This window comes from Pseudomonas sp. CFII64 (assembly GCF_000416235.1).
In the GTDB taxonomy this organism is placed as follows: Bacteria; Pseudomonadota; Gammaproteobacteria; order Pseudomonadales; family Pseudomonadaceae; genus Aquipseudomonas.
Genome location: NZ_ATLO01000049.1, coordinates 90,157 through 107,926, shown reverse-complemented (window position 1 = coordinate 107,926; position 17,770 = coordinate 90,157). Strand labels below are relative to the sequence as shown.

General features: G+C 60.7%; 14 protein-coding genes. 3 read left to right on the top strand and 11 right to left on the bottom strand.

What is annotated here, in order from left to right:
- Positions 1 to 4 precede the first annotated feature (4 nt).
- Entirely contained in the window at positions 5 to 1,342 is a 1,338-nt protein-coding gene (gene gltP / locus CFII64_RS23460) for a glutamate/aspartate:proton symporter GltP (protein ID WP_020293345.1), read from the top strand.
- A 207-nt stretch (positions 1,343 to 1,549) separates the two neighbouring features.
- A complete protein-coding gene (locus CFII64_RS23455; protein WP_020293344.1) occupies positions 1,550 to 2,791 on the top strand; it encodes a nucleoside recognition domain-containing protein in 1,242 nt (413 codons plus the stop codon).
- On the opposite strand, the gene CFII64_RS23450 is transcribed toward CFII64_RS23455, so the two are convergent.
- The 9 genes from CFII64_RS23450 to CFII64_RS23410 all read right to left on the bottom strand — a co-directional run bounded on the left by CFII64_RS23450 (position 2,761) and on the right by CFII64_RS23410 (position 13,396).
- Positions 2,761 to 3,414 carry an ABC-type transport auxiliary lipoprotein family protein gene (locus CFII64_RS23450; RefSeq protein ID WP_044901658.1) on the bottom strand — a complete coding sequence of 218 codons (654 nt, stop codon included), beginning with the start codon at positions 3,412 to 3,414 and terminating at the stop codon, positions 2,761 to 2,763. The two genes, CFII64_RS23455 and CFII64_RS23450, sit on opposite strands and share 31 nt — an antisense overlap.
- A 101-nt stretch (positions 3,415 to 3,515) precedes the next feature.
- A complete protein-coding gene (locus CFII64_RS23445; RefSeq protein ID WP_020293342.1) occupies positions 3,516 to 4,454 on the bottom strand; it encodes an MlaD family protein in 939 nt (312 codons plus the stop codon).
- A 2-nt stretch (positions 4,455 to 4,456) separates the two neighbouring features.
- On the bottom strand, positions 4,457 to 5,245 hold the full coding sequence (locus CFII64_RS23440; RefSeq protein ID WP_020293341.1) for an ABC transporter ATP-binding protein: 789 nt from the start codon (positions 5,243 to 5,245) through the stop codon (positions 4,457 to 4,459).
- Positions 5,246 to 5,250: 5 nt separating this feature from the next.
- Positions 5,251 to 6,438 carry an ABC transporter permease gene (locus CFII64_RS23435; protein WP_020293340.1) on the bottom strand — a complete coding sequence of 396 codons (1,188 nt, stop codon included), beginning with the start codon at positions 6,436 to 6,438 and terminating at the stop codon, positions 5,251 to 5,253.
- 11 nt (positions 6,439 to 6,449) lie between these two features.
- Positions 6,450 to 7,637: a DUF5924 family protein gene (locus CFII64_RS23430; protein ID WP_020293339.1), complete on the bottom strand. Its 1,188-nt coding sequence runs from the start codon at positions 7,635 to 7,637 to the stop codon at positions 6,450 to 6,452.
- Between the two features lie 288 nt (positions 7,638 to 7,925).
- Positions 7,926 to 9,305 carry a pitrilysin family protein gene (locus CFII64_RS23425; protein WP_020293338.1) on the bottom strand — a complete coding sequence of 460 codons (1,380 nt, stop codon included), beginning with the start codon at positions 9,303 to 9,305 and terminating at the stop codon, positions 7,926 to 7,928.
- Positions 9,306 to 9,377: 72 nt separating this feature from the next.
- Positions 9,378 to 11,030 (bottom strand): Na/Pi cotransporter family protein, encoded by a 1,653-nt coding sequence (locus tag CFII64_RS23420; protein WP_020293337.1) that lies wholly within the window; start codon positions 11,028 to 11,030, stop codon positions 9,378 to 9,380.
- 221 nt (positions 11,031 to 11,251) lie between these two features.
- The gene (locus tag CFII64_RS23415) at positions 11,252 to 12,019 is read right to left on the bottom strand and encodes a TerC family protein (RefSeq protein ID WP_020293336.1); all 768 of its coding nucleotides are present in this window, start codon (positions 12,017 to 12,019) and stop codon (positions 11,252 to 11,254) included.
- Positions 12,020 to 12,088: 69 nt separating this feature from the next.
- Complete coding sequence (locus tag CFII64_RS23410) at positions 12,089 to 13,396, bottom strand: CitMHS family transporter (RefSeq protein WP_020293335.1); 1,308 nt, start codon at positions 13,394 to 13,396, stop codon at positions 12,089 to 12,091.
- A 331-nt stretch (positions 13,397 to 13,727) separates the two neighbouring features.
- Between CFII64_RS23410 and CFII64_RS23400 the strand changes: the two genes are divergently transcribed.
- Entirely contained in the window at positions 13,728 to 14,129 is a 402-nt protein-coding gene (locus CFII64_RS23400; protein WP_020293333.1) for a GFA family protein, read from the top strand.
- 72 nt (positions 14,130 to 14,201) lie between these two features.
- On the opposite strand, the gene CFII64_RS23395 is transcribed toward CFII64_RS23400, so the two are convergent.
- Together CFII64_RS23395 and recG are read right to left on the bottom strand one after the other, a co-directional pair.
- Complete coding sequence (locus tag CFII64_RS23395) at positions 14,202 to 15,602, bottom strand: aminoacyl-tRNA deacylase and HDOD domain-containing protein (protein ID WP_020293332.1); 1,401 nt, start codon at positions 15,600 to 15,602, stop codon at positions 14,202 to 14,204.
- A gap of 86 nt (positions 15,603 to 15,688) precedes the next feature.
- Complete coding sequence (gene recG, locus CFII64_RS23390) at positions 15,689 to 17,764, bottom strand: ATP-dependent DNA helicase RecG (RefSeq protein WP_020293331.1); 2,076 nt, start codon at positions 17,762 to 17,764, stop codon at positions 15,689 to 15,691.
- Positions 17,765 to 17,770 lie beyond the last annotated feature (6 nt).

Here is a 17,770-nt window from a genome sequence, read left to right as displayed (position 1 = left end):
CGACATGAAGAAGGCAAAGCTGAGCCTGGCCTGGCAGATTCTCATTGGTCTGGTTCTCGGGATTGCGCTGGGAGCACTGCTTAACCATTTCAGCGCTGAAAAAGCGTGGTGGATCAGCAATATCCTGCAACCGGCGGGCGATATCTTTATCCGTTTGATCAAGATGATCGTCATCCCGATTGTGGTTTCTTCCTTGGTAGTGGGCATTGCCGGCGTCGGCGACGCCAAAAAGCTGGGTCGCATCGGCCTGAAAACCATCATTTACTTCGAAATCGTCACCACCGTCGCCATTCTGGTCGGGCTGGTGCTGGCCAATCTGTTCCAGCCGGGTTCCGGCATCGACATGAGCACGCTGGGCACTGTGGATATCTCGCAGTATCAGAAGACCACCGCCGAGGTTCAGCACGATCACGCGTTCATCGCGACGATCCTCAACCTGATCCCGTCGAACATCTTCGCCGCCATCGCCCGTGGCGACATGCTGCCGATCATCTTCTTCTCGGTGTTGTTCGGGCTGGGCTTGTCCAGCCTGCAGGCCGAAGTGCGTGATCCGCTGGTGCGGGTTTTCCAGGGCGTTTCGGAAACCATGTTCAAGGTCACTCACATGATCATGAACTACGCGCCGATTGGCGTATTTGCCCTGATTGCCGTCACCGTGGCGAACTTCGGTTTCGCTTCGCTGCTGCCGCTGGCCAAGCTGGTGATCCTGGTTTACGTGGCCATCGCCTTCTTCGCCTTCGTGGTGCTGGGCCTGATTGCGAAGATGTTCGGCTTCTCGGTCGTGAAGCTGATGCGCATCTTCAAGGACGAACTGGTGCTGGCCTACTCCACCGCCAGTTCGGAAACCGTGTTGCCGCGCGTCATCGAGAAGATGGAAGCCTACGGCGCGCCAAAAGCGATCTGCAGCTTCGTGGTCCCGACCGGTTATTCGTTCAACCTCGACGGCTCGACGCTGTATCAAAGCATCGCAGCGATTTTCATCGCGCAGCTGTATGGCATCGATCTGTCGATCGGCGCGCAATTGATGCTGGTCCTGACCTTGATGGTCACCTCCAAGGGCATCGCCGGGGTTCCGGGCGTTTCGTTCGTGGTCTTGCTGGCAACACTGGGCAGCGCGGGCATTCCGATGGAAGGCCTGGCATTCATTGCCGGCGTGGACCGCATCATGGACATGGCGCGCACCGCCTTGAACGTGATCGGCAACGCCCTGGCCGTATTGGTCATCTCCCGCTGGGAAGGCATGTACGACGACGCCAAAGGCCAACGCTACTGGAACTCCCTGCCACACTGGCGCAGCAAAGAGCCGTTGCCAGCGGGTGAGACAGCGATCCGGGATATTTGAACGCAATCCGTAGGACCGGCTTTAGCCGGGAGGGCGTCGGTCGCTTCGACGCCACCTTGGTGCCGCAAGATTGCTCTCCCGGCTAAAGCCGGTCCTACGAGCCGGTCCTGCGAGCCGGTCCTCGGATCAATCAGGCCCTTTTGCCATTCACCCTTTGTTGTTTATCCCCCCGCCGCTATCATCGCCGCATCTCGGGGGGACTTACTGATGCTCAATGGCCTATGGCTTGGTTTTTTTGTCGTGGCCGCCGTGTCTGCATTGGCGCAGTGGCTGATTGGCGGTAACGCGGGGATTTTCGCGGCGATGGTCGAAAGCATTTTCGCCATGGCCAAGCTGTCCGTCGAAGTGATGGTCCTGCTGTTCGGCACCCTCACCCTCTGGCTGGGCTTTTTGCGGATTGCCGAAAAAGCCGGAATCGTCGACTGGCTCGCCAAAGCACTTGGCCCGCTGTTCCTGCGCCTGATGCCGGAAGTCCCGGCCGGACACCCAGCCATCGGCCTGATTACCCTCAATTTCGCCGCCAACGCACTGGGCCTGGACAACGCCGCCACGCCCATCGGCCTGAAAGCCATGCGCTCGCTGCAAGAGCTCAATCCAAGCCCAACCTCCGCCACTAACGCGCAAATCCTGTTTCTGGTACTCAACGCTTCGTCACTCACGTTACTGCCGGTAACGATCTTCATGTATCGCGCCCAGCAAGGCGCTGTGGACCCGACGTTGGTATTCCTGCCGATCCTGCTGGCCACCAGCGCTTCGACTTTGGTTGGCCTGCTGTCGGTGGCGGTCATGCAGCGCCTGCGCTTGTGGGACCCGGTGGTGCTCGCGTACCTGATCCCCGGCGCACTGATCCTCGGCGGCTTCATGGCCTTGCTGGCAACCATGTCGGCAGCGGCCTTGGCCGGTTTGTCGTCGATCCTCGGCAATCTGACGCTGTTCGGCCTGATCATGCTGTTCCTGATCATCGGCGCGTTACGCAAAGTGAAGGTGTACGAAGCGTTCGTTGAAGGCGCAAAGGAAGGCTTCGACGTCGCCAAAAGTCTGCTGCCGTATCTGGTGGCGATGCTCTGCGCGGTAGGCGTGTTGCGTGCTTCCGGGGCGCTGGATTTTGGCCTGGAAGGCATTCGCCATCTGGTCAACTGGTTCGGTCTGGACACACGCTTCGTCGATGCGTTGCCCACCGCGCTGGTCAAGCCGTTCTCCGGCAGCGCGGCCCGGGCAATGCTCATCGAAACCATGCAGACCCAAGGCGTGGACAGCTTCCCGGCGCTGGTGGCCGCAACCATTCAGGGCAGCACCGAAACCACCTTCTACGTGCTGGCAGTGTATTTCGGCGCAGTCGGTATCCAGCGTGCGCGCCACGCTGTAGGTTGCGCGCTGCTGGCGGAACTGGCCGGGGTGATCGCGGCGATTTTCGTCTGCTACTGGTTCTTCGGCGCCACCGCTGCGTAATGCCGCTGGCCCTGCTCGACCGTCCATTGCAGAACTTGCGCGGCCAGCACGTCAGCGGCCTTACCAAAGCCCGCCACCACGGCGGGTAGCTGCTTGTCGTTGAGCGGCTGGCGTACTTCGAAGCGCCGCGTGGCGACAATGCGCTGGCTGTCGCTGACCAGACGCGCATCCAGACGGATCACCACCTCGATAGCCTCGCCGTGGTATTCGCTCTGAAACGCCTGCAATTCGCCACCGACCTCAAAGTCAGCCTGCAAGTTACTGTCATCGGTGCTCAGCAGCGGCACACGGCCGTCACGGGCGAACGCATCGAGCAGACGATTACGCCACAGCACCGGTGCCGGATCACTCCAGCGCGCACCTTTGTAACTGCTGATCAAATCGCCCTGCGGCACTACGGCAATGCGCGGGCTGTCGAGGGTTTCACTGGCCTTGGGCCGGGCCAGGCGTAACGACCAGTTCATCGGTTGAGCATTGGCGGCTTTGCTGACAGTCGCGTTGATTGGCAGCCGGTAAACGTCAGACGGCTCGGATTTGGGCAGAATCGAGCAGGCGCTGGTGAGCAGGAAGGTGCTGAGTAGAAACAGCCTGACGGATCGGTAGGAGGGGACTCGTCCCCGAATGCAATGGGCCAGACAACGCGACAGCCGGAAAAATAACGCTGTCCGGGCTGACTTTTTCGGGGACAAGTCCCCTCCTACAGGTTTCAATATCTGTGCGGGCCTCATGGCTCAAACTCCTTGTTCTTGTCGCTGCCCAGCAGGTAACCGCTGGGATTGGCTTCCAGGCGACGGGAAATCGCGCGCAGTGAACTCATGGTGTCGCGCAGTTCGCGGACCGCCGGCCCCAGCTCGCCCAAACCCTGCATGCCGCTGTCCAACGACTGTTGGTTGCCATTAAGCAGGCGATTGATGGTCGCACTGCTTTGTTGCAACGACTTCATCGCCTGCTCAGCGCTGTTGAAGATCTGCTTGCCGTCGCTGTTGAGCATGCCGTTGGCGTTGCGCATCAGCGCTGCCGTCTGCTCCATGGTCGCGCTCGCCTGTTTGCCGACCTGAGCGAGCTGCTTGAGGGTCTGGCGGATATCGTCGCGCTGGTCGGCAATGGCGCCGGTGGTTTGCTCAAGATGGTCCAGGGTGCGACTCAGGCTCTTCACGTTATCGGCCGAGAACATCAGATTGGCGTTCTGCAGCAGTTGATTGACGCTGCTCATCAGGTCGCTGCTGTCGTTGAGCAGCCGGGAAATCGGCGATGGCGAAGCGATGATGATCGGCAAGTTGCCGTCATGCCCGACCAGTTCCGGACTCTGCGGCGTGCCACCACTGAGCTGGATGATCGAGGTGCCGGTGATCCCGGTCAATGCCAGCTTGGCTTGCGTGTCCTGCTTGATGGGCGTTTCGCCGGTGACACGGATCTGCGCCAACACCCGGCGCGGGTCTTTCGGGTCCAGACGCAGCGTGATCACGTCGCCGATCTTGATCCCGCTGTATTGCACCGCGCTGCCTTGCGAAAGCCCGGTAACGGCTTCGTTGAACACCACTTCGTAATCCTTGAACGCGCTGTCGACGCTGGACTTGGCCAGCCACAAGCCGAACAGCAGCGCCGCAGCGACCACCAGCACGGTGAACAGGCCGATCAATACATGATGGGCACGGGTTTCCATCGTCAGACCTCTTTAGGCAAGGAAGCGGAGTATGCCGCGCGGCCGCGCGGGCCATGGAAGTATTCGTGAATCCAGGCGTCGTTGGTGGCCGAGACCTTGTCGATCTGATCCGCCACCAGCACGCGCTTCTGCGACAAAACCGCGACCCGGTCGGTGATCGTGTACAGCGTGTCCAGATCATGGGTGACCAGAAACACGCTCAAGCCCAACGCATCGCGCAGGGTCAGAATCAATTGGTCGAACGCCGCCGCGCCAATCGGATCAAGGCCCGCAGTCGGTTCGTCGAGAAACAGGATGTCAGGGTCCAGCGCCAAGGCCCGGGCCAGCGCGGCACGCTTGATCATGCCGCCGGACAGCGACGCCGGGTATTTGTGCGCCGAGGACAGCGGCAGCCCGGCCAGGGCCAGCTTGACCCCCGCCAGATGTTCCGCCTCGTCGCGATTGAGGCCCGCATGTTCGATCAGCGGCAGCGCGACGTTTTCCGTCAGGGTCAGCGAAGAGAACAAGGCGCCCTTCTGAAACAGCACGCCAAAGCGCCGCTCCACCAACGAGCGCTCCTGATCCGAAGCGCCTTGCAGGTCCTGGCCAAACACCCGAACGCTGCCCGCATCGGGCCGGCGCAGGCCAACAATGCTGCGCAGCAACACCGACTTGCCGCTGCCCGAACCGCCGACCACCGCGAGAATTTCCCCGCGATACAGGTCCAGATCGAGGTTCTCGTGCACGCTCTGGCTGCCAAACCGATTGCACAGGCCGCGCACTTCAATCACCGGATCACGGGTTTTCGGCATCGTCCTCACCAGCCCATCTCCATGAAAAACAACGCGGCCATGGCATCGAGCACGATCACCACGAAAATCGACTGCACGACGCTTGAAGTGGTGTGCGCCCCGACAGACTCGGCGCTGCCGCTGACCTTGAAGCCTTCAAGGCAGCCAATGGCCGCGATCAGGAAGGCGAAGATCGGCGCTTTGACCATGCCCACCAGAAAGTGCTGTACGCCGATATCCGCTTGCAGCAGGGAAAGGAACATCGCCGGGGAAATATCCAGGGAAATCGCGCACACCACACCGCCGCCGATGATCCCGGAGAGCATCGCCACGAAAGTCAGAATCGGCAGCGAAACCAGCAACGCCAGCACGCGTGGTACCACCAGCAGCTCAACCGGACTCAAGCCCAGCGTGCGGATCGCGTCGATTTCTTCGTTGGCCTGCATCGAGCCAATCTGCGCCGTAAAGGCGCTGGCGGTGCGGCCGGCCAGCAGAATAGCCGTCAGCAGCACGCCAAATTCGCGCAAAAACGAAAACGCCACCAAATCCACGGTGAACACCGTCGCGCCGAAGATCTTGAGCACCGTGGCGCCCAGAAAAGCCACCACCGCGCCCACCAGAAACGTCAGCAACGCGACGATGGGCGCCGCGTCGAGGCCGGTCTGCTCGATGTGGACGAACACCGACGTCATGCGCCAGCGGCGCGGCCGCAATGCATTGGTGACGATGGTTTCCAGGATCAGGCCAATGAAGCCCAGCAATTGCAGAGTGTCGGTCCAGATCTTGTCGACTGCGCAGCCAATCCGCGACAACAACTGCATGCCGACCGCGATTTCCGGATCCTTGACTGGCGCGCAGTAGTCGCACAAGGCGGACTGGATGGTTTGCAGCAAGGCGCGGCTGGACAGCGGCAGGTCCGGGGCCTGTACCGACAATTTGGCCAGACGCTCGGTGCCCAGCAACTCCACCAGCAACGAGGCGCCAGCGGTATCCAGCGCGTGCAGGCGCGTCATGTCCACCGGGACGCTGGCGTCGTAGTTGCCGCCCAGCGTGTCGGTCTGCTGTTTCAACGTTCGGTAGTGCGCCAGCGTCCAGTCACCGGCAATCCGCAGCTGGGCCGGACTGGTTGTCGTGTCCAGCAACGCCGTGCCCGCCAGCGCCGGGGCACTGGCGGGGCTGACTGCGGTGGATGTGGCCAGCGTGCGCGTGGTCATGGTCGGGCCTGTCAGTTATCTGGAACGGCCGGTTTATCCGGAGCTGCCGGCGCACTTGGCGCATCGGTGGCCGGCTTGGTCTCTTCGGCTTTCGGCGTTTGTGGCTCTGGATCGCCCGCGCCGCCATCGCCACCGGGTTTCAAGCGGGTGATTTTCCCGACAGGACGAATGACCGCCGGCTGATCGGTGCCGGTGACTTCAAAGCGCAATACGCCGATCATCTGCCCGTCCTCGGTCAATACCCGAACCTGCCATTTGCCAACCGCATCGGCCGGGAAATTCTGTTTGTGCGTCCACGCACGATAACCCTCTTTGCGCCCGCCACGAATATCCAGGGCGATGCGATCCACTTCTTTGCCGTTATGGCGCCAGACGTGATAAATCCGCTCGTCCAGGCCACGCGGCGCGTTAATGGCCGTATACGCATAAAGACCGCCATTGCGAACCTGATTGGCGCTGACCTGCCTGATGCTATCGCCGGGCGCGCGGTTTTTGTTATCAAAATCCGTGCTGACCGCGACCTCGGTCAACCACAGCGTGGCCGGCGGCACCCACGAGCGCAGCAACCAGCCCGCGCCGCCCATCAGCAAAACCGCGAGGACCAGCGCCATGCCGCGCCGCCAGGTGGTGAGCGGTAACGCAGAGATCAAACTGGGAAACGACAGGACGATGGCGATAATCAGCGCCCATTTGTAACTCTGGGCCGTGGTCAGGTGCACGATGATCGGCAAGGCGGTCAGCAGCGCCGCAAACAACGTCAGCGTATGGAAGGCCATGAACAGCCAGCGCCGCGTCGCCAGCCATTTGTAGTAAAGCGGATCAACAATCGAGACCAGTCCGGCTGCGCCAAGCACGGCGGTGAAAATCGACTGGCCGCTGTTCCAGGTCGTGGTGACGAAGAAAAACGGCAGCACGAAGAACAGACTTTCCTGGTGGATCATCTGCGTGCCGTAGCGCAGCAGGCCGGTGGGCACTTCGCGCTTGAAGACTTTGGTGAACAACGCCACGGCGCTGCTTTCGATCATCAGCCACACCCAGCTGACCAGCATGATCACCGCAATCCAGGTCGCCAGGCCTTCCTGACGATCTACCAGAATGAAGCTGCCGATCCCCGAAATGAAACCACCCGCCGCGATGAGGCCCGGATAGCGCTTCATCAGATTGGTGATACGCGTGATGTAGGAACTCCATTCGGGCATTTGAGCGATCTGCTTTGGTGTCACGGAAAAAAGCGGCTGCAGGATAACAGCGCTGTCGGGGAAATCATTGTTTGGGTGTGCGGAAAAACCTGAAATTTCAACTCAGCGAAAATCGGCAGGAGGGGACTTGTCCCCGAAGAGGCCAGTGCAAGCGCTGAAGATGTTCATCCCCAGACCCGACGCCTTCCCGGACAAGTCCGGTCCTACCGATCCACACACAACCGGCAGGAGGGGACTTGTCCCCGAAGACGCCGGTGCCTGACGCCTTCGGGGACAAGTCCCCTCCTGCTAGCGGGTGTTGGTTCGGCGATAGGCCAACCACACAATCAATACCAGAATCCCCAACAGCGCCGCGCCCAGCCAGTACAAACCGGTGTAGGTCAGCAACGGCTGCTCGATTCGCCAATAACCCGGTTGATTCAACAATTCGCGCATGGCTCGATTGGCATTGTCCAGGCTGACGGACTTGAAGCGCCTGGACGGGTCGGCGAAGCGGCCTTTTTCGTAGTCGTTCAGCGCGCCCCAGTAATAGTCAGCCAACGCGCTGTTGCCCTGCACCGCCCAGGCTTGCTTGGCGATTGCCGCTTGTTGCAACCGGGCGAACGTCGCCGGATCAAAGCCATCTTTTTGCAGGCGCGTGATCGTTGCGCGAATAACGTCTCTGGCCTCATCCACGTCATCGCGCTCGACATCGGCGTTCAGGCTCATGAAGCCGCTGTCGCCAAACACCTCGCGCTCGATGGACGGGCCGTAAGACAAACCGTGCTTGAGGCGCAAATCGCTGTACAGCGCCCAGTCCAGATACGCTTTGACCAGTTCCATGGTTTCATCCGGCTGATCTTCCAGCTGCGGCTCGGGCAGGATCAAGTGCAGCCGCGCGCCTTCGCCCAGACCGCCGCGAATCAGCGTGCGTTCAGCCTCGGCGGTATTGCGCGCCTGGTTCAGCGGCGGATGATCGATGGGGTCAACCGCATCGAGTTCGCCATACGTGCGTTCCAGATAGCTGGGCAGCAACCGATCCAGGTCACCGACGACGATCAGCGTCATGTTATTGGGGGCGTACCAGGATTTGTAGACGTCGTCGATCTGCTCCAGCGTCAAATGATCCACTTCCGGACGCTCGGGGCATTTCAAACCCAGCTCCACGGCCAGCTGACTGCTGGCGCTGTGGCCCAGATCCTTGCGGTCCAGCCAGCGTTGCAGGTGTGAGTAATGGCCGCCGTCCTCACGCTCGACGATACGCTTGACGGTATCCAGCGCAGGCTGATCCAGATGGGTTTTGCTCAGTACGGCCAGCAATAGGTCGAGCACCTTGCGCTGATTCTGCGCCGGGGCTTCGATGACGAAGGTCGTGTCGGTATTGCTGGTGAACGCGTTCCAGTCGCCGCCGAGGGCCTGCATGCGCTCTTCCAGGCCGCCTTCGCCGCTGTCATCAATGCCGCTGAACAGCAAATGCTCCAGCAAATGCGGCAGCTCCTTGTCCGCGCAGCTGAAATCATCAAAGCCGATGCCGACCACCAGGCGAATCGCCACATGGCCCTTTTCATAGCCGGGCTTGAGCAGCAATTGCAAACCGTTGGGCAGCAGGTAGCCCTCGACCTGAAAGCGGTCGAGTGCGGGTGAGGCGGATGAAAGCAGAAACAGACAAGCGAACAGCAGGCAACGCATAAAACGTGCTTCCTTGCGGGCCAGTATGTTTAACAGACTTCGATGCGCCCGGTACGTTCACACCGTGTCTGTTTACGCTGATGGATCCGGCTGGCTTTCACTGGACAAGGCGCCGGTGTCGGCCGTTTCCAGCACCGCATAGGCACTGCTGCAAAACAGCGAGTTCAGGCGCTTCATGTCGGCGATCAGTTCCAGGTGCAGCGAGCTGGTTTCCAGGCTCTGCACCACTTTGCGTTGCAGACGACTGACGTGGGCATGGGCCAGACGCCGCTCCTGGGCGCGGAAGCGGCGTTTTTCGCGCAGCAACTGGCGGGCGCTTTCCGGATCGCCGCTGAGGAATACCGACAGACCCAGGCGCAGGTTCGACAACAGCTGCGTATGCAGCCCGGCCAGTTCTTCCAGGCCGACTTCGGAAAAGGATCGGCGCTGCGAGGTTTTTTGCTGCTGAATCTTGCGCAACATACGCTCGATCAGGCCGGCTGCCAGTTCCAGGTTGATCGTCAGCTCAATGATTTCCGCCCAGCGCCGGTTGTCCTGCTCGCTGAGATCTTCCCGAGGCATCTGCGCCAGATACAGCTTGATCGCGCTGTACAGCGCCTCGACGTCGTCATTGAGGCGGCGCATTTCCTGGGTTACGGCGGTTTGCGTGCCGCGCAGCACTTCGAGCATCGAGCTGAGCATGCCTTCGATCAGGTCGCCCATGCGCAGCGTTTCGCGCACCGCGTTGGCCAACGCCAGACTGGGTGTCGACAGCGCTGTGAGGTCAAGATGGCGCGGCTTGGCCAGGCCATTGACTTCAGGCCGCTCCGGCAGCATCGCCGAGCACAGCCGCGCCATCGGACCAACCGTGGGCAGCATCAGCAGGCACCGCGCGGTGTTGTAGGTCAGGTGGAAGCCGATGACCATGTCTTGCGGGCTGAAACCCAGGGTGTCCATCCAGCGCACCAGCGGATCAAGCACCGGAATGATCAGCAGCAGGCCGAGCAATTTATAGAGCAGGCTGCCCAGTGCGACCTGTCGACCGGCAACGTTCTGCATGCTGGTGCTGAGGAACGCCAGCAAGCCGCTGCCGATGTTGGCGCCAATCACCAGGCCGATGGCCACCGGCAAGCTGATGATTTCGGCACCGGCCAAGGTCGCGGTCAGCAGTACGGCAGCGAGGCTGGAGTAGGAGATCAGCGCGAACATCGCCCCCACCAGCGCATCGAGTAGCAAATCGCCAGTCAACGAGGCGAACAGAACCTTGACCCCGGCGTTCTGGGTAATCGGCGCGGCAGCGGTGACGATCAATTGCAGCGCCAGCACGATCAACCCCAGACCGATGCCGACACGCCCGAGCTGGCCGATGCGCGTCTGCTTGCGCGACAGGAAGAAAATCACCCCGAGGAAGATCAGCAGCGGCGACAGCCAGGACAGGTCGAAGGTGAGGATTCGCGACATCAACGCGGTGCCGACATCGGCGCCGAGCATGATCGCCAACGCAGGCGTCAGCGCCATCAGGCCCTGGCCGACGAACGAGGTGACGAGCATCGCCGTGGCGTTGCTGCTCTGCACCAGCGCAGTAACCAGAATGCCGGCAATGAACGCCAGCGGCCGCCTGGACATGTTCTGGCTGATGACTTGGCGCAGTTGCGAGCCGTACACCCGAAGGATGCCGGTACGCACGATGTGTGTGCCCCAGATCAACAGGGCGACCGCTGACAGCAAATCGAGCAGGGTCAGCATACAAAGAGCCCCCTGAGGTTTGCCCAACCGGGCAAGAAAGTGAAGGTGCAGCGTGTAGCGAGCGAAGCGGTTACGGGCAGCGCTTGACTAAGGCCATTGGCCTGCAAGCATCGCATAGCCTTCGGGCCGCTTGAAACAAATCTGTCATAAATCAGTGTTCTAGCTTTCGCTCAATGAAAAACGGGGCTCGCATGGAGCCCCGCTTCTTAGAGTGTAACGGCTTATTGGCCGGGCACATCCTTACGCAGCTTGACCGGATCGCTCTGGGCCTTTTTCTTGGCCATCGCCATACGCATCTTGATGTTGATGGCTTCCACCGCCAGCGAGAACGCCATGGCGAAGTACACGTAGCCTTTTGGCACATGCACGCCAAACGCATCGGCGATCAACACCGTACCGACCACGATCAGGAACGACAGGGCCAGCATCTTCAGCGATGGGTGCTTGTCGATGAAGCTGCTGATGGCGCCCGCGCAGACCATCATCACCAGCACGGCAACGACGATGGCGGCGATCATGACCGGCACGTGGGAAACCATGCCGACGGCGGTAATCACCGAATCCAGCGAGAACACGATGTCGATGATCGCGATCTGGATGATGGTGTAGATGAACTGACCACCCTTGCCTTTCGGTTCGTCGATGGTTTCCTCTTCGCCTTCCAGACCGTGGTAGATCTCTTGCGAGCTTTTCCAGAGCAGGAACAGACCACCGAAGAACAGGATCAGGTCGCGGCCGGAGAAGCCTTTGCCCATGATCGAAAACAGTTCATCGGTAAGGCGCATGACCCAGGTGATCGACAGCAGCAACAGGATTCGCGTGACCATGGCCAGCGCCAGGCCGAAGATCCGGGTGCGCGGCTGCATATGCTTGGGCATGCGGCTGACCAGGATCGAAATCATGATGATGTTGTCGATGCCCAGCACGATTTCCAGGGCAGTCAGGGTAAAGAAAGCAATCCAGATTTCAGGATTGGTCAGCCATTCCATAGGTATTCCTTTGAGCGGTTAAACTCTCACGGCCCGCAATGGCAGGCCGTGAGGCAAGGTGATCCGATTTTACAGACTGCTGTACAGCGGGAAAATCCCCATCAGCAAGGCGGCAAACATTATGCACAGGCAAACCAGAACTGCCCACTTCAAGGTGAAGCGCTGGTGATCGCCGAACTCGATACCGGCCAATGCCACCAGCAGATAAGTCGATGGAACCAGCGGGCTGAGCAAGTGAACCGGCTGACCGACAATCGAAGCGCGGGCCATTTCCACCGGGCTGATGCCGTAGTGAGCAGCCGCTTCGGTCAACACTGGCAACACGCCATAGTAGAAGGCATCGTTGGACATGAAGAACGTGAACGGCATGCTGACCAGCGCAGTAATCACTGCAAGGTAAGGGCCGAGCGCCTCCGGAATCACTGCCAGCAGGCTCTTGGACATGGCATCGACCATGCCGGTGCCGGACAGGATACCGGTGAAAATACCTGCCGCGAAGATCAGTCCGACCACTGCCAGCACGCTGCCGGCGTGGGCCGCGATACGATCCTTTTGATCTTGCAGGTTCGGGTAGTTGACGATCATCGCGATACTGAAGGCGATCATGAACAACACCGGCAGCGGCAGCAGCCCCATGATCAACGCGACCATCAGCGCCAGAGTGAGCAGGCCGTTGAACCAGATCAGCTTCGGACGACGTGCGCCCGGGAACTGCGAAACGCTGATTTCACTGTGATCGACTTCGTCATCGACCAGATGCAGTTCGCCCAGACGAGCGCGTTCACGTTTGCCGTAGAAATAGGCAATGACCAGAATCGCCACCACACCGGCAGCCATGGCCGGGATCATCGGCACGAAAATGTCGGATGGGTCCACATGCAGGGCGCTGGCAGCGCGAGCGGTCGGGCCACCCCAAGGCGTCATGTTCATCACGCCGCCGGCCAGAATGATCAGGCCCGCCATGATTCGCGGGCTCATGCCGATGCGGCTGTACAGCGGCAACATGGCCGCGACGCAAATCATGTACGTGGTTGCGCCGTCACCGTCCAGGGAAACCACCAGCGCCAGCACGGCGGTGCCCACGGAGACTTTCACCGGGTCGCCTTTGACCAGCTGCAGGATCTTGCGTACCGCCGGGTCAAACAGACCCGAGTCGATCATCAGCGCGAAATACAGAATAGCGAACATCAACATCACGCCAGTTGGCGCAAGTTTGGTGATGCCGGTCAGCATCATCGGGCCGATTTCGGACGCGAAGCCGCCGAACAGGGCAAAAACGATCGGCACCAGAATCAAGGCAATCAACGCCGACAGGCGCTTGCTCATGATCAGATACATGAAGGCGACAACCATGGCAAAGCCGAGGAAGGTCAACATAGGGAATTACTCCAGGCGGAACGCGACTTGGGAAAAGGCGAAGGCGACGAATCAGCTCAACAAGAGCGGCGCGTGGAGTCGGAACGGAGTCAGGGCGTGCAGGAGGGTAGTGCAGGGCATCAGGTTCACCATTGTTGTTGTTGACTGGGCCGTCGAGTGCGAAGAAAACACTCGTTTGGCTGACCGGTCTGTTGCCGGCGGTGAACGGATCCTAATGGGCCAAGCTTTCATCCAGCTTTCGCTGCCCGAACCGCTGATCATTTGGTGCGAATACAATTACCGGCAGCGACTGTCACAGCTGTGTCGGCGCTGACAGCCAAGAGGAGGGGATATGAGCCAGATAAATACTGGCGGCTGCCATTGCGGCAGCCTGCGTTATGAGTTCGATGCACCCTTGCAGGACATCGCCCATTGTCATTGTTCGATCTGCCGTCGAACGTCGGGCGGCATCGTCATGACCTGGATAACGGTGCCGTTGACGTCATTCAAGTGGGTTGAAGGCAGCCCGGCGACCTACGATTCAGGTCCGACCTGCGTGCGGTATTTCTGTGGCAACTGCGGCGCGCAGCTGGCGCTGTTTACCCGCAACAGCCCCGAAGAGATCGACGTGACCATCGCCACCCTCGATCACCCGGAACAAGCCCCCGCCGACCGCCACATCTGGACCGACAACCGCCTGCCGTGGCTGCATCTGGACGAGCATTTGCCGGGCGAGTCGGGGGAGACGTTGTAAGGGCGACTTCAATCCTATGGCAGGTACGGCTCTTTCGAGGACAAGTCCCCTCCTACCCGAACTGTGTGAAAACTACTGCGGCGTAAACTGCGAAGCCAGTTCGCGCAACAGCACTTCGGCTTCCAGGACTTTGCGCACCGAATCTTCGGCTTTTTCGCGGCTCAGGCCCAGGCGGTCGAACAATTCTGCGGGAATGTCTTCCTTGGGGCCGGAACCGATGCCGTTCTGGCGCAACAAACGTACCGACAGATACACCAGATTGGCGTACTCGCAGTGTTCGCCTTCATACGAAGGGTCGTGCTGGAAGCGCAACGCGGTGGCCAGTTCGTCCGGCATGTCCCAGTAACGCATCAGCCAGGAGCCGATCTGTTCGCGGCTGATGCCGAGCAAATGCTGCTCGACATAGCTGTGGTGCAGGTGCGGATTGACCTCCAGCTGGCGGCAGATCAGCGAGAAATGCGGCGGGAACACGTGGGCCAGCAGCAGATAGCCAAAATTGTGCAGCAGACCGGCCAGGTAAGTCAGCCCGGCTTCCGGGCGCTTGGCGCGAGGCATCGCGCGGGTCAGGCCCTCGATAACCGCAGCGGTGTAGATCGACTGCTGCCAGTAAGGTGTGGTCTGTTGCGGATGATCCTTGGGCAGGCTGAGGGTTTTGCCCAGCGCCAGGCCAAGGGCCAGATTGATCACCAGATCGAAACCCAGCACCCGCACAATGGCGTCTTCCACCGAGCGAATCTTGCCGGTCGAAGCGTAATACGGCGACGCCGCCCAACTCACCACCTGAGCCGCCAGCGCCGGATCGGTTTCGACCACGCCGGTAATGTCATCAATGGTGGCATCGGGATCGACGCGCAGCTTGATGATGCGCTGCGCCGTTTCGGCCAGCGGCGGGATTTCCAGCGTCGCTTCCAGACGCTGCTGAATGCGCCGCGCGGTGAAGGCGTGCATGGCCTGGGTGATTTCTTCGCGGTCGTCGTCGGGACGATCCAGGTTGGGGTGAATCGTGCTCAACAGTTCGCCGAAATGCGCGGCGCTGGCTTTGTTGAGCATGGTCTTGAAGTCTTCACTGCTGATTTCCAGCAGGATGCCCGGCTCCCCGGAACCGACCAGTACGGTTGGCTCTTGCAGCAGGCGCTCTTCATACAGACACGGCGAGCTGGTCAGCGCCGGGATGCCCGGCAGCGTGTGCAGGCTGTGTTTGGCCAGCATGCGCAGCAAACGATCATGGGGGACCGCCGTCAGCTTGCGCCCGGTCAACTCGGTGATCCGATTCAGATCCAGCAACTGGTTTTGCGGAAACAGAATCAGAAGCGCACCGACAGCGTCCTCGACCAGCACCGCCTGCACTTTGCGCGCAGCCGGCAGGTGAGTGTCCTCAACAACTTCGCTGTAGCTGATCGCTAATTTGCCAAGCAATTGACGAATAACGGTCGGCGCATGGGGAGCGTCATCAACGTGGGCGACTTCTGTCATGGTCTGTATCCAAGTTCCTACAATCGCTGAAGTATAACCAGCTTCGTTATTGAGAGTGTGAAGCACTCATCAAAGCCGGACCCGTATCACACCTGACCGTATTGCTGGCCGTGTCGCAGCCAGCGCTCCAACAGCGGACTGACGTGTTGCGGCCAGCGTTCGAGCAACGCTTGAGCGGCGTCACGCACCGCAGGCAACAAGTCTGCGTCGCGCATCAGGTCAGCGACCTTGAACTGTAGCAAGCCGGTTTGCCGGGTGCCGAGCATTTCGCCCGGACCGCGCAGCTCAAGGTCTTTTTCGGCAATGACAAAGCCGTCGTTGGTCTCGCGCATGATGCCCAGGCGCTGCCGGCCGATCTGTGACAATGGCGGGTGGTAAAGCAGAACGCAATGACTGGCTGCGCTGCCCCGACCGACACGACCGCGCAATTGGTGCAGCTGCGCCAGCCCCAGACGCTCGGGGTTTTCGATGATCATCAGACTTGCGTTGGGCACGTCCACGCCGACTTCGATGACGGTGGTCGCCACCAGCAATTGCAACGCGCCTTGCTTGAATTCCGCCATCACTGCGGCTTTCTCGGCGGGTTTCATGCGCCCGTGAATCAAACCGACCCGCAATTCGCCCAATGCGCTGGTCAAGTCTTCGAAGCTTGTCTCGGCCGCCTGGCAGGTCAGTTCTTCGGACTCTTCGATCAAGGTGCAGACCCAATACGCCTGGCGCCCTTCGGCGCAGGCCGCGCGCACCCGCTCGATCACTTCGATGCGCCGGGTGTCGACCACCAGCACGGTATTGACCGGCGTTCGGCCCGGCGGCAGCTCATCGAGAATAGAGGTATCGAGATCGGCGTAAGCGCTCATGGCCAGGGTTCGCGGGATGGGCGTTGCGGTCATGATCAGCTGATGCGGGCACATCAGGCCGCCGACGCCTTTTTTGCGCAGGGCCAGACGTTGCTGCACGCCGAAACGGTGCTGCTCGTCGATGATCACCAGCGCCAGATTCTTGAACTGCACTTCGTCCTGGAACAGCGCATGGGTGCCCACCACCATCGGTGTGCCGCCCGCGATCTGCGCCAGCGACGCCACTCGTGCCTTGCCCTTGAGCTTGCCCGCCAGCCACGCGACTTCAATGCCCAGCGGCTCAAGCCAGCGCTGAAAGTTGATGAAGTGCTGCTCGGCGAGGATTTCCGTAGGCGCCATCAAAGCGACCTGATAACCGGCTTCCAGCGCCTGTAATGCCGCCAGCGCTGCAACCACGGTCTTGCCGGCGCCGACATCGCCCTGAATCAGGCGCAGCATCGGTTCGGGCTGGCTCAGGTCATAGGCCACTTCATTACCGACGCGCTGTTGCGCACCGGTGGGCGGAAAGCCCAGATTGTCGAGGAATTGCCTGGGCAGCTTCTTGGCCAGTGGCAAGGCCGGGGCGCGCTGGGAGCGCAGACTTTCGCGCAAGCGCTGCTGTGAGAGTTGATGGGTCAGCAGTTCTTCGAAGGCCAGCCGGTGTTGCGCCCAATGGTGCCCGATAGCCAACTCTTCGACATCGGCGTCGGCCGGCGGGTGATGCAGGTATCGAATCGCCTCGTCCAGCGGCGCCAGTTGATAATCCCGCGCCAGCTCTTCAGGCAGCCAGTCAGGCAGGCTTTTCGGACCCAGCATCGCCAATGTCTGCTGCGACAACTGGCGCAAACGTTGCTGGGTCAGGCCTTCGGTGGTCGGATAGATCGGTGTCAGGGTTTGCTCGACCGGCGCGGGCTCGTCGCCAGTCAGGGCGCGGTATTCCGGATGATAGATTTCCAGCCCGGACGCGCCGGGACGGGCTTCACCAAAGCAGCGCAAATGAGTGCCGCGCTTCATGCCTTCTTTCTGCGCATTGCTGAAGTGGTAGAAACGCAGGCTCAAGGTGCCCGTGCCATCGCCCAGCCGCACCAGCAGACTGCGGCGCTTGCCCATGACCACATCGGCGCCGCTGACCACACCTTCGATCACCGCGTCCTGACCGGGCCGCAGCTGACCGATGGGCACTACGCGAGTGCGATCCTGATAACGCAGCGGCAGGTGAAACAGCACGTCTTGCAGGTTTTCCAGACCGACCTTGGCCAGCTTTTCGGCCATGGCCGCGCCGACGCCTTTAAGCGCCGTGACCGAAACCGTGGAAAGCTCGCCCATGGCCCG